The following is an 11,858-nucleotide window of genomic DNA, read 5'->3' on the forward strand; positions in this document are numbered from 1 at the left end:
TGGCATCGCCCGATCGCCTGTCAGCGACGACAAACATCGGGCGCGTGCCGACATCCTCCCGCTCCCTCAATCGCCGCAGGATCGATCGTGTTCCGGTTGCGCACCGGCGACGCTTTTCGTCATCGGCAGGCTCCTCGCGCGGCCGGCCGACGCCGGCTGCGCCCCGTTCAGACGAGCGGCAGCTTCAACACGTCGTCGGTCGCCATCACGTCGCCGAACGTGTCGTCGACGGTCGCGAGCGCGGCGCGATGCAGGTCGGCGTGCGGCAGCACGCTGCCGTCCGCGCGATCGAGATCGCGCGTCGCGCACGCGTCGTCGACGACGATCACGTCGTAGCCGAGCGGCACCGCGTCGCGCGCGGCACCCGACACGCACGCATGCGTCATCAGGCCCGCGATGATCAGCGTCTCGACGCCGGCGGCCTTCAGGCGCGCATCGAGGTCGGTCGTCGGAAACGCGCTGACGGACGTCTTGCGCAGCACCTGATGATTCGCCGCCGGTTGCAGCTCCGCGTGGAAGCGCACGCCGTCGCCGTCCTCGGCGAACACCGGGCCGCCGGCGGGCGTCACGTGCTGAATGTGGAACACGCGGATGCCGGCGCGATCGGCGTGCGCGACGAGACGCCGCGTGTTGCGCAGCGCGCGGTCGCCGTCGGGAATCGGCAGCTTGCCGCTGAAATATTCGTTCTGGAAATCGATCACCAGCAGCGCGGCGCTCGCGGCTTCGATTGCCTGCGGAGCGCTCGCGCCGGCCAGGGTGCGAATGGTGGGATGGCTCATCGTGAATCTCCTCGTGAATGAAGCGCGACGCACGCCCATCGTCCGTCGCTGCGCGTCTCGCCTGCGCGGCGGCGAAACAGACGTCAGTATCCGGACCCGGCACCGGCCGCGAAAGTGGCCCGAGAGACAACATGTGATAGGATCGGGCCACTTTTCCGCACTGCCGTCTCGCTCGCCATGCATACCGTCGCGGTCATCGCATTCGAAGGCATCAGCCCGTTCCACCTGTCGGTGCCGTGCATCGTGTTCGGCGACGACCTCGCGCGGCTCGGCGCGCCGCGCTATCGCTTGCTGATCTGCGGCGAGAAAACAGGGCTCGTGCCGACGATGTCGGGCTTCAGCATCGACGTGCCGCACGATCTGTCGGTGCTCGCCGAAGCGGACACGGTGATCGTGCCGGCGTGGCGCGATCCGTGCGAGCGGCCGCCCGAGGCGCTGCTGGACGCGCTGCGCGTCGCGCACCGGCGCGGCGCGCGAATCGCGGGCCTGTGCCTCGGCACGTTCATCCTCGCGGAAGCCGGCCTGCTCGACGGCCGCACCGCAACGACGCACTGGGTATGGGGCGACGATTTCGCGCAGAAGTACCCGAAGATCCGGCTCGACCGGAAGGTGCTGTACATCGACGACGGCAACATCCTCACGTCGGCGGGCACCGCGGCGGCGATCGACTGCTGCCTGCATCTGCTGCGCCGCGATCACGGCGCGGACGTCGCGAACCACGTCGCGCGCCGGATGGTCGTCGCGCCGCACCGGCACGGCGGGCAGGCGCAATACATCGAACAGCCGCTGCCGAAGGCGACGGCTGGCGACCCCTTGAGCGCAGTGCTCGACTGGGCGATCGAGCATCTCGAACAGCCGCTGTGCGTCGACGCGCTGGCGGCGCGCGCGGGCATGAGCCGCCGCAACTTCACGCGGCGCTTCAAGACGAAGACCGGCACGACGGTGTCGCAATGGCTGCTGAATCATCGGCTGACGGCCGCGCAGCGGCTGCTCGAGACGAGCGACAAGACAGTCGAGCGCATCGCGGAGACCGTCGGGTTCGGATCGACCGTGTCGCTGCGGCAGCACTTCACCGCCGCCTATTCGATTTCGCCGGGCGCGTATCGGAAGCAGTTCGGCCGCGGTTTCGCCGCCGCGAGCTGACGCGCCGGCCGGGTGATCGCCGTCGCTCGGCGCCCCGAACGCGCCCACGTGCGCGACACAATGCCGAATGAAGTGCGAATAAATCAATTCAATCCGGCATTGAATCGAAATCGTGCTCGCTCGGCGGCAGACGAATTCATTCCATTTATTTAATCGACGCCCATTTCAATACCGCGCGGCCGGACGTTATCCGAACCCGATTCCGAAACCGCTTCCGAACCCGAATCGAAAAAAAGCAGATCGGCTCACGAATCGAGTATTTCTTCGGTTTCAGGAATCGTTTCCAGCATCCGGGCAACCGTCTTCACATCGTCATCAGCATCCAATCGGGCCCCGTCCACCGTTCAACGCAACGAAACGACGAAACGCAGACTAGAAAGACCGGCAAACGCTGGAAACGGTTTCCGGCCGCCTTTATCCATTTACGCATTCAAATCCGCACGCCGTCTTGATAATTTGTTTCGGTTCACCAAACACTTCAGCATTGACGATAGGAAAATTCATATTGAGTTTCGAATATCGCCAATGAAAGATGTACCAAACAATTTGCTGAGAGACATCCGATGAGTTCCGGCCAGCCTCCGTCCACGAACGAAGGTGCGAGCCAGCCCGAGGGTGCGATCGGAAGCGCGATTCCCGCGTCTTTTTCTTCCGGCTCGCATGGCTTCGCCCGCACGACAACGATCTCGCCCCGCTCCGCCGTCCGCCTCGATCGCCGCATCGCCGCCGCCGTCACGCTGCTCCCCGCGTTGGGCACGGTCGCCGCGATCGCGTCATGGATCGGCGGTCATGGGCCGGGCGCCGTCGAATGGATCGTGTTCGCGATCTTCTATTTCGCAACCGCGCTCGGGCTCGAAGTCGGCTTTCATCGCCACGTGACGCACAAGGCGTTCAAGGCGAAGCCGTGGGTGCGCGCCGCGCTGATCGCGCTCGGCTCGATGGGCGCGCACGGCCCAGTCAACTGGTGGGCGTCGACGCATCGCCGCCATCATTCGACGAGCGACGGCGACGGCGATCCGCATTCGCCGCACCTGTCGGGCGAAGACATCGGCGGGCGGCTCAAGGGCCTGTATCACAGCCACATGGGCTGGCTCTTCGTCGGCGAATCGACGCGGCCGGCGGGATGGGAGAAATATGTGCCCGACCTCTATCAGGACCCGCTCGTCTTCCGGCAGCACATGGCGTACTACCGCTGGGTCGCGATCGGCCTCGCGCTGCCGCCGCTCGTCTGCGGGCTCGCGTCGCGCTCGTGGATGGGCGTGCTGCTCGGCTTCCTGTGGGGCGACATGGTGCGGATCTTCGCGGTCAGCCACTGCATCTGGGCGCTGAATTCGCTGTGCCACGTGATCGGCCGGCGCGACTTCCACACGACCGCGCACGACCGCAGCCGCAACAGCCTGCTGCTCGCGATCCCGACGTTCGGGCAGGGCTGGCACAACAACCATCACGCGTTCCCCGCGTCCGCGTTCACCGGGCTGCACTGGTGGCAGATCGATCCGGGCGGGCTGTTCGTGCGCGTGCTGGAACGCCTGCGCCTCGTCTACGACGTGCATCGTCCGAACGCGGAACTCATCGAAAAGAAGCGCATCGCACCATGAACGACTCTCCACGGGAGCCACGAAAATGAAGAGCGCCACCCTGAAGGCAGTGGAAATCGAAGCAAGAAGCCACGAGGAAATCGTCGGCTGGATGAGCGGCTATCTGGCCGCCAGGCTGCACGCCGACAGCGGCTCGATCGACGTGAGCAGGCAGTTCATCGAATACGGCCTCGATTCGGCCGACGCGATGAGGATGGTCGGCGATCTCGAGGACTTTCTCGGCTTCGAGCTGTCCCCGAGCCTGCCCTATCAATATCCGACGATCGACACGCTCGCCCGCGCGCTCGCCGATCTGTCGGCCGGACGATAGGGAGACCGAACGATGACCGTCCATCTCGAGAGCCGCGAAGCCGTCGCGCCGAACCGCGGCGCGCCGTACGGCGCGTCCGCCGACGCGATCCAGTACCACTACGACATCGGCAATGCGTTCCTCGCGCTCGCGCAGGAGCGCGGCCGCAACTACTCGTGCGCGATGTACGAGGCAGGCGATACGCACGAGCAGGCGCAGATCCGCAAGCTCGACTACCACATCGCGCAGATCCGGGGGCACGGCGCGGCGCGCGTGCTCGACATCGGCTGCGGCTGGGGCGCGCTGCTCGACCGGCTCGTCACGGTCGCCGGCGTGAAGGAAGCCGTCGGGCTCACGCTGTCGAACGAGCAGATCCGCTACATCGGCGAGCAATACGCGCACCCGAACGTCGACGTGCTGCTGCGCAACTGGCAGGACTACGCGCCCGAGCAGCCGTTCGACGGCATCATCTCGCTCGGCGCGTTCGAGCACTTCGCGAAGATCGACGAAGACAAGGGGCAGGCGTACCGGCACTTCTTCAGGAAATGCCACGACTTCCTGAAGCCGGGCGGGCGCCTTTCGCTGCAGACGATGGGCTACGGCGACGTGCCGCGCGACCGGCGGCATTCGGACCTCTTCATCGCACGCGAAGTCTTTCCGGAATCGGACCTGCCGTATCTCGCGGACATCGTTCGCGCGTCCGAGATGCTGTTCGAAGTCGAGCTCGTGCGCAACGATCGCCACGACTATGTGAAGACGATGCGCGCGTGGTTCGAGAACCTGCGCGCGCATCGCCGCGAGGCGCTCGAGCTCGCGCCGCTCGACGTGGTCGAGCGCTATGAGCGGCTTTACCGGACGATGAGCTATTCGTTCGATCTCGGCGCGTTCGTGCTGTACCGGATCACGTTCCGGCGCATCGAGCCGAACCGGATCGACGCCGGCGCGCAGCATCGGGCGGCGCTCGCATGAAGGACGCGTCCGCCGGTCGCGCGTCCGGGCATCTGTCCCGCGCGTCGTCCGCGCGCCATCTCGGCGTCGCGGCGATACCCGCCGCCGGCACGGCCGCCGCGATCGCGCTCTGGGCTCGATTCGGCCTCGCGCCGCGCGCGCATGACATCGCGATACTCGTGGTCTTCTACGTGCTCAACATCCTCGGCATGGAGCTCGCGCTGCATCGCTACTTCGCGCATCGCACGTTCAAGGCAAAGCCGCCCGTGAAGATCGCGCTCGCGATCCTCGGTTCGCTCGCGTACATGGGGCCGCTGATGTGGTGGGTCGCGATTCACCGGCTGCATCACGCGAACGCCGACCAGCCAGGCGACCCGCACACGCCGCAACTCGGCGGGCGCGACTTCGTCGGCCGCGCGAAGGGCATCCTGCACGGCCACGTCGGCTGGCTGTTCGATCCGCCGTCCGCGCGCCCGAATGGCTGGAACCAGTATGCGAACGACATGTACCGCGATCCGGCGCTGCTGCGCATCCATCTCGCGTATGACTACTGGCTGCTGCTCGGCCTGCTGCTGCCGGGCGCGATCGGCTGGCTGCTCGATCCGTCGTGGCAAGGCGCGCTGCTCGGCCTGCTGTGGGGCGGGACCGTGCGGATCTTTCTCGCGACGAACGCGATCTGGGCGGTCAATTCGATCGGCCACGCGCTCGGCGGCCGCCGGCCGTTTCCCGGCCGCGACCAGAGCCGCAACATGGGGTGGCTCGCGATCCTGACGCTCGGCGCCGGCTGGCACAACAACCATCACGCGTTTCCGCAGTATGCGAGCACGCGCTTGACCCGCTGGCAGATCGACGTGACCGGCATGCTGATCGCGCTGCTCGAACGGCTCGGACTCGTGTGGGACGTGCAGCACCCCGATCGGGACGCGATTCGCGAGCGGCTCGCGAACGCGCGGCGCGACGATGCGTGACCCGCGCTCCCCTTCCTTCGAAACCGGGCGGATCTCGCGATGACGACACTCAGGATCTTCGATGCGCGCGTGCACGTGTTGCCGGATGTCGTAGCGAAGCTCGTCTGGAAGAACTACGAGCGCGACGCGTGGAAGATTCGCTACGAGCTGCTCGCCGAGCAATCGATCGCATTCCTGAAGGCGCACGGCATCGCGCGCGCAGCCGGCATCTGCTATGCGGGGCAGCCGGGCATCGCGCCGTTTCTGAACGACTTCGTCGCGCAACTGGCGGCGCGGCATCCTGCATTCGTCGTGCCGTTCGGCACCGTGCATCCGCATGACCGCGATTGCGCGCGCGAGACCGTTCGCGTGCTCGACGAGCTCGGCTTCGCCGGCCTCAAGATCCACTGTCATCTGCTGAGGATCGCGCCTGACGACGACGCGCTCGCGCCTGTTTTCGAAGCGCTCGCCGAACGCGGCAAGGTGCTGAACCTGCATTCCGGCGCATTCGCGAAAAACAACGCGCGGATGGACGAAATCCGCCGCCTCTGCAACGTCGGGCGGTTTCGGCGCGCGATGCGGCGCACGCCGGAGCTGAAGGTCGTCGTCCCGCACATCGGCTATGACGAAGTGCAGGCGTACCTCGATCTGCTCGACGAATTCCCGAACCTGCATTTCGATACCGCGATGGCATTCGGCGGCCATCGCGTCGCGACGGGCGAGGCCGTGCCCGATGTCCGGCCGCTGCGCGAGACGCGCCATACGCGCGGCGCGCATCCGCGGCTGCCCGCGCCCTGGAAGCCCGCGCTCGAGCAACTGGTGCCGCAGATGTGCGACCGTCCGGATCGCTTCCTGTACGGCAGCGATTTCCCGCTGATTCCGTATGAGTGGGATTTCGAGATCGGGCAACTGACGCGCTACTTGCCAGCGGAGGTGCTGCACAAGGTGTTGTGGGACAACGCCTGCGCATTGTTCGGCGGCGATGCGAGCAACGCAGGCGATACGGGCGACGCAGGCGTGCGCGCACATGCTTCGGCCGCCCCGCTCGCCGCGAGCCGACCAGCCGCGGAGCCGACGCGATGAAGCATCCGCCCGATACGATGGCCGCCGACGCATTCGCCGATTTCGTCGCGCTCACGCAATATCGCGCCGCGCATCAGCCCGACCTGCCGGTCTACACGTTCGTCACCGGCGGCGATCGCGACGAGCGGCATCTCACGTGCGCGGCGCTCGACGCGCGCGCCGCTGCGGTCGCGGCGACGCTCTCGGAGATCGCCCGCCCCGGAGACCGCGTGCTGCTGCTGTTCCCGCCCGGCATCGACTACATCGTCGCGCTGTTCGGCTGCATGTATGCGGGCGTCGTCGCCGTACCCGCGTATCCGGTCGAGCCGGCGCAGCCGGAGCGCACGTTGCGGCGGCTGACCGGCATCGTCGCGGATTGCGCGCCGGCCGCGATCCTGTCGACGACGTTCGTGCGCGACGACATGAGTCGCGTCGAAACCGGTTCGCCCGCGCTCGGCGGCCTGCACTGGATCGCGATCGACACGCTCGACGACGACGCCGAACGCAGCGCGCCGCGCCCCGTCGACCCTCGCGCGCCCGTCTATCTGCAATACACGTCGGGCTCGACCGGCGCGCCGAAGGGCGTGATGATCAGCCAACGGAACCTGCTGCACAACTCGGCGCTGATCGCGAGCCGCTTCGAGCACGACGCGAGCAGCCGCGGCGTGATCTGGCTGCCGCCGTATCACGACATGGGCCTGATCGGCGGCATCCTGCAGCCGCTCTACGTCGGCTTTCCGGTGACGCTGATGTCGCACGTCGATTTCCTCAAGCACCCGCTGCGCTGGCTGCGCGCGATCGGCGAGCGGCGCGCGACGACGAGCGGCGGGCCGAACTTCGCGTATCAGATGCTCGCGGCGATGCGCATCGCCGATGCCGATTTCGACAAGCTCGACCTGCGCTCATGGGACGTCGCGTTCGTCGGCGCGGAACCGATCCGGCCCGCCACGCTGCACGCGTTCGCGCAGCGCTTCGCACGCTGCGGCTTCGACGAGCGCGCGTTCTATCCGTGCTACGGCCTCGCCGAGCACACGCTGTTCATGACGGGCGGCCTGAAATCGCAGCCGCCCGTCGTCGCGGCTACGCCGCGCGGCACGGAGCCGGCGCGCGCCTCCGATGCGCGGCGCGCCGGCGCAGCGATCGGCTGCGGCGACGCGGCGCGCGACAGCCTGGCGCTGATCGTCGATCCCGACACGCGCATTCCGTGCGATGATGGCCGGGTCGGCGAAATCTGGGCGCAAGGGCCGAGCGTCGCGCTCGGCTACTGGAATAATCGGGCGCTGAGCGAGCAGACCTTCGAGGCCGAGTTGCCCGGCTACGGCGGGCGGTTCCTGCGCACCGGCGATTACGGCTATCGATCGGGGTCCGAAATTTTCGTCACGGGCCGACTGAAGGACATGATGCTGATTCGCGGCGCGAATCATTATCCGCACGACGTCGAGGCGACGATCGAGGAACTCGACGCCGAGCTGTTTCGTCCCGGCGGCTGCGCGGTGTTCGCGCTCGACACCGACGCAGCGCCGCAAGTGACCGTCGTGCGCGAGCTGCGGGCGCGCTATCTGAAGGCGTTCGGCGACGGGGGGCACGAAGCCGGCCGCACGCCCGACGCGCTGTTCGGCAGGCTGCGTCAGGCGATCAGTCTGCATCACGGCATTGCAGTACACCATATCGTCTTCACGTCGCCGTCGGCGATACCGAAGACGACGAGCGGAAAGGTCCAGCGGCACGCCTGTCGCGAACTGTTTCTCAACGACACGCTGCCGGTGATCACGCAGTGGCGCGCGCCATCCGGCGCGCCGAACGACACCCGGAACATCTGACGAGGAACACGGCATGCAAGAGAAACTGGACGCGGACTACTTCAACCGATTCGGCGCCGACTATCTGCCGGGCCTGCTCGGCGTCGTCATCAAGCAGGTCGAGAAAAACCACGTGCTCGCCGAGCTGACGATCCGCCAGGCCGTGCTCGCGCACGGCATCCTTCATGCGGGCACGATCGTGAGCCTCGCCGATACCGCGTGCGGCTACGGATGCCTCGCGAGCCTGCCGGAGGGCGCGTCCAGTTTCAGCACGCTCGAGCTGAAGAGCAATTTCATGGGCTCGGCGCGCGACGGCGCGATCGTCTGCGACGCGCGCGCGATTCATGGCGGCCGCATGACGCAGGTGTGGGACGCAACCGTCCGGCATCGCGAGACGGACAAGCTGCTCGCGACGTTCCGCTGCACGCAGATGATCCTCTGGCCGACGAAGTAAATCGCGATGAGCACGCGACGCCTGAAGGACACGCCGCATGCGGCCGCGCGCGCGCGGCGCGACGGCCTCGACATGACGTGGCTCGATCCGCTGCGGCTCGGCCCGCGCGCGGCGCGGATCGCGCGCGGCTGGGCCGCGCAGTCGAGGCCGGACGTGCGCTTTTGCGACGTGCCGGCCGCGACGATCCGCGTGCGCGTGGCCGGCCCGCGCGCGAGCGGGCGGCCGACGATCGTGCTCGTCTGCGATCCGCCGAGCGTCGTCGAGCACTTCGACCAGTTGATCTCGCTCGTCGCACCGCACACGCGCATCGTCTGCTTCGAGCCGCCGGGCTTCGGCTTCTCCGTGCCGAAACGGCATTTCACGTTTTCGTTCGACGATTACCGCGCCGCGATCGAGGCGCTGCTCGCGAACCTGAACGAAGGGCCCTACCTGCTCGCGTTCTCGTGCGTATGGGCGCATATCGCGTTGCAGATCGCGGCCGCGCAGCCGGCACTCGTCGGCAGGCTGCTGCTTTGGCAAAGCCCCGCATGGGACGAGCAGGTTGCGTGGGCGCGGCACGTGGATGCGCGCAACCTGCTCGCGACACCGTTCGTCGGGCAATGCGCGTGCGCGTTCGGCGCGCGAAAAATCGGCGCCGGCTGGTTCCGGCAGGCAATGGCGAAAGACCGTTATCGCGAATTCGCGCCGATGCTCGATACGTCGTTCGATCACGGCGCGTTCTGCTGCCTCGCGTCGCTGTGGCAGCGCTTTTACAGCGGCACGCCGCGCGCGGTGCAGGTGACGCAGCCGACGCTGCTCACGTGGGGCGCGGCGGATCGCACGCATCGGCATAGCGACAAATGGTCGATCGCGCAGCAGGTGCCGCACGCAGTCCGGCATCCGGGCTTCGCGCACGCGGGGCATTCGCCGGAGCTCGAAGACAGTCCTGCCTTCTCGCAGCTACTGCTGACCTGGTTGGACGCGAAAGACACGCGTTGATCGCGCGCGCGCGTGTACGCGCTCTCACGCGCAGGGGCTCGATCGACTGCGCAAGACGGACGACCGCGGCAACGGCGCGACGATCCAGCTCCCGCATGCTCATGGTGATCAGTCCAGGTTGGCCCACGATGCGCTCCGGCAGTTCACAAACCGCCGCCAGCATGCGCCGAAACCCGCGAACTACGACATTTCAACTTTGCCCCATACCGACGCATTGCATCTGAACGCGTATAACGCGCTGCCCGCGCGCTGGAATCGGTCAATCGATACGATTACTACAAGACCCACGTGATGGGTTTTTCCGACGACTTGATCTTCGGCAAGCTGTTTCCGGAAACGGGCAAAGTTGTATGCAAGCCGATGGATTTAGGGTCGTTTTCCCAGTCTCCCGCAACAAGTTAATTTATTTAATAAATCTCACAAAATATTCCCAACCCCACTAAAATAAAATCAAAAAAACAACATCCGGATCAAGCGCAATTAAAGGAATTCGCCCCCATTTGAAATTTGCGCAACACGTCATCCATGGTTCCGTCACGCATTTTCCATCGATGAATCATCGCCATTTTCCTTGATAATCGCCCTCCAGCGACTAACATGGAATGGTTGCGCTTTCTTAAAATCACCTCGCCAATAAAAACCGCCGCCTTCCATTTCCCCGGCCGAACCACTCATCCAATCCGAACGATAGAAACAAAGCCGATTTATCAATCGGATTGCGCGGCGTTGCGAAAAATGATCCGGTCCCGCGGATACACGTGAATGACAAGGAGAAAGAGACATGGCTCAGCGCATTCGTCTCGCAGTCGCCGGTGTGGGCAACAACATTTCGGCGCTGTTCCAGGGCGTCGAATACTATCGTGCGCTTCGCGACCGGGGCGTCGACGAGCGCGAGTTCGTCGGCGTCAAACGGCCGCGCATCGGCGGCATTGGCGTCAGCGATGTCGAATTCGTCGCCGCCTTCGACATCCATCCGAACAAGGTCAGCCGCCCGTTCGACGAAGCCGTGCTCGCGCCGCCGAACAACTATCCGATGCTCGGCGTGCCGCTGCCCGCCATCACGGTGCCGGTGGATCAGGGCCTCACCAGCGAGTCCGCCGGCGACGCCGACGCCGCGTTCGAGCACGTCGTGCGCCGGCTGCGCGAAAGCGAGGCCGAAGTGCTGCTCTATTCGCTGCCGACCGGCCTGCAATGGGCGGCCGAAGCATATGCGCGCGCGGCGCTCGCCGCGCGCGTCGCGTTCGTCAACTGCACGCCGGAGCTCGTCGCGCGCACGCCCGCGCTGCTCGACGCCTATCAGGCGGCCGGCGTGCCGCTCGTCGGCGACGATCTGGCGAGCCACTTCGGCACGTCCGTCGTCCATCGCGCGCTGCTCGGGCTGCTCAGCGACCGCGGCATCACGCTGCAAAGCTCGTATCAGTTGAACTTCGGCGGCAACGAGGATTTCCGCAACCTGCGCGAGCGCGGCGCGAGCAAGCAGCAATCGAAGCTGAATGCGCTCGCGCAGGACGGCGTCGATACGTCGCGCGTCGAGGTCATTCCGTCGGCCGGCTACATCGGCCAGTTGAAGGACAACAAGGTGGCGATCGTGAACATCGAAGGCGTCGGCTGGGGCGGCACGCCGGTGCAGCTCGACCTGAAGCTCAAGGTGCAGGATTCGAGCAACGCGGCGGGCGTCATCATCGATCTGATCCGGATCGCGGCCGCATCGCGCCGCGCGAAGCTCGCCGGCTTTCCGGCCGCGGCCGCGAAGCTGTTGAAGTCGCCCGTCGGCGGACACGACAAGATCACGCCGCAAAGCATCGACGCGAGCTTCCGCGCGCTCGACGCGGCCCCGGTTCGAGCATGACGATCGCGCAAT

12 protein-coding genes and 1 pseudogene are annotated in these 11,858 nt (G+C 66.3%); 11 read left to right on the forward strand and 2 right to left on the reverse strand.

Annotated features, from left to right (window positions below):
• Positions 1-167 precede the first annotated feature (167 nt).
• Entirely contained in the window at positions 168-779 is a 612-nt protein-coding gene (locus tag AQ610_RS30760; RefSeq protein WP_009915925.1) for a cysteine hydrolase family protein, read from the reverse strand.
• 177 nt (positions 780-956) lie between these two features.
• On the opposite strand from AQ610_RS30760, the gene AQ610_RS30765 reads away from it, so the two are divergent.
• From AQ610_RS30765 to AQ610_RS37825, 10 genes and pseudogenes are all read left to right on the forward strand, one after another.
• A complete protein-coding gene (locus AQ610_RS30765) occupies positions 957-1,922 on the forward strand; it encodes a GlxA family transcriptional regulator (protein ID WP_006028172.1) in 966 nt (321 codons plus the stop codon).
• Positions 1,923-2,485: 563 nt separating this feature from the next.
• Positions 2,486-3,520, forward strand: a complete 1,035-nt coding sequence (locus tag AQ610_RS30770; RefSeq protein WP_009915926.1) for an acyl-CoA desaturase — start codon at positions 2,486-2,488, stop codon at positions 3,518-3,520.
• A 25-nt stretch (positions 3,521-3,545) separates the two neighbouring features.
• Positions 3,546-3,830, forward strand: a complete 285-nt coding sequence (locus AQ610_RS30775; RefSeq protein ID WP_009915927.1) for an acyl carrier protein — start codon at positions 3,546-3,548, stop codon at positions 3,828-3,830.
• A 12-nt stretch (positions 3,831-3,842) separates the two neighbouring features.
• Positions 3,843-4,778, forward strand: coding sequence for a class I SAM-dependent methyltransferase (locus AQ610_RS30780; protein ID WP_006028175.1), 936 nt, complete (start codon positions 3,843-3,845; stop codon positions 4,776-4,778).
• Positions 4,775-5,725: an acyl-CoA desaturase gene (locus AQ610_RS30785; protein ID WP_006028176.1), complete on the forward strand. Its 951-nt coding sequence runs from the start codon at positions 4,775-4,777 to the stop codon at positions 5,723-5,725. The genes AQ610_RS30780 and AQ610_RS30785 overlap by 4 nt, the downstream gene beginning before the upstream one ends.
• Positions 5,726-5,764: 39 nt before the next feature.
• Entirely contained in the window at positions 5,765-6,787 is a 1,023-nt protein-coding gene (locus AQ610_RS30790; protein ID WP_006028177.1) for an amidohydrolase family protein, read from the forward strand.
• Positions 6,784-8,586, forward strand: a complete 1,803-nt coding sequence (locus tag AQ610_RS30795) for a fatty acyl-AMP ligase (protein WP_006028178.1) — start codon at positions 6,784-6,786, stop codon at positions 8,584-8,586. Before AQ610_RS30790 ends, AQ610_RS30795 begins: the two co-directional genes overlap by 4 nt.
• A gap of 13 nt (positions 8,587-8,599) precedes the next feature.
• The gene (locus tag AQ610_RS30800; protein WP_006028179.1) at positions 8,600-9,019 is read left to right on the forward strand and encodes a PaaI family thioesterase; all 420 of its coding nucleotides are present in this window, start codon (positions 8,600-8,602) and stop codon (positions 9,017-9,019) included.
• Between the two features lie 6 nt (positions 9,020-9,025).
• A complete protein-coding gene (locus tag AQ610_RS30805; RefSeq protein WP_006028180.1) occupies positions 9,026-9,997 on the forward strand; it encodes an alpha/beta fold hydrolase in 972 nt (323 codons plus the stop codon).
• Between the two features lie 187 nt (positions 9,998-10,184).
• Positions 10,185-10,330 (forward strand): annotated as a pseudogene (locus AQ610_RS37825) (HAD family phosphatase); the annotation flags it as partial.
• Positions 10,331-10,531: 201 nt separating this feature from the next.
• On the opposite strand, the gene AQ610_RS36685 reads toward AQ610_RS37825, so the two are convergent.
• Positions 10,532-10,780: a hypothetical protein gene (locus AQ610_RS36685; RefSeq protein WP_144411861.1), complete on the reverse strand. Its 249-nt coding sequence runs from the start codon at positions 10,778-10,780 to the stop codon at positions 10,532-10,534.
• Between AQ610_RS36685 and AQ610_RS30810 the strand changes: the two genes are divergently transcribed.
• Entirely contained in the window at positions 10,779-11,846 is a 1,068-nt protein-coding gene (locus AQ610_RS30810; protein ID WP_009915929.1) for an inositol-3-phosphate synthase, read from the forward strand. The genes AQ610_RS36685 and AQ610_RS30810 overlap by 2 nt on opposite strands.
• Positions 11,847-11,858 lie beyond the last annotated feature (12 nt).

This window comes from Burkholderia humptydooensis, from assembly GCF_001513745.1.
In the GTDB taxonomy this organism is placed as follows: domain Bacteria; phylum Pseudomonadota; class Gammaproteobacteria; order Burkholderiales; family Burkholderiaceae; genus Burkholderia; species Burkholderia humptydooensis.

What these genes read in the sequence shown, in the direction of transcription:
- AQ610_RS30760 (WP_009915925.1), bottom strand. Translation starts at nt 779, where the DNA reads ATGAGCCATCCCACCATTCGCACCCTGGCCGGCGCGAGCGCTCCGCAG.
- AQ610_RS30765 (WP_006028172.1), top strand. Translation starts at nt 957, where the DNA reads ATGCATACCGTCGCGGTCATCGCATTCGAAGGCATCAGCCCGTTCCAC.
- AQ610_RS30770 (WP_009915926.1), top strand. Translation starts at nt 2,486, where the DNA reads ATGAGTTCCGGCCAGCCTCCGTCCACGAACGAAGGTGCGAGCCAGCCC.
- AQ610_RS30775 (WP_009915927.1), top strand. Translation starts at nt 3,546, where the DNA reads ATGAAGAGCGCCACCCTGAAGGCAGTGGAAATCGAAGCAAGAAGCCAC.
- AQ610_RS30780 (WP_006028175.1), top strand. Translation starts at nt 3,843, where the DNA reads ATGACCGTCCATCTCGAGAGCCGCGAAGCCGTCGCGCCGAACCGCGGC.
- AQ610_RS30785 (WP_006028176.1), top strand. Translation starts at nt 4,775, where the DNA reads ATGAAGGACGCGTCCGCCGGTCGCGCGTCCGGGCATCTGTCCCGCGCG.
- AQ610_RS30790 (WP_006028177.1), top strand. Translation starts at nt 5,765, where the DNA reads ATGACGACACTCAGGATCTTCGATGCGCGCGTGCACGTGTTGCCGGAT.
- AQ610_RS30795 (WP_006028178.1), top strand. Translation starts at nt 6,784, where the DNA reads ATGAAGCATCCGCCCGATACGATGGCCGCCGACGCATTCGCCGATTTC.
- AQ610_RS30800 (WP_006028179.1), top strand. Translation starts at nt 8,600, where the DNA reads ATGCAAGAGAAACTGGACGCGGACTACTTCAACCGATTCGGCGCCGAC.
- AQ610_RS30805 (WP_006028180.1), top strand. Translation starts at nt 9,026, where the DNA reads ATGAGCACGCGACGCCTGAAGGACACGCCGCATGCGGCCGCGCGCGCG.
- AQ610_RS30810 (WP_009915929.1), top strand. Translation starts at nt 10,779, where the DNA reads ATGGCTCAGCGCATTCGTCTCGCAGTCGCCGGTGTGGGCAACAACATT.
- AQ610_RS36685 (WP_144411861.1), bottom strand. Translation starts at nt 10,780, where the DNA reads ATGTCTCTTTCTCCTTGTCATTCACGTGTATCCGCGGGACCGGATCAT.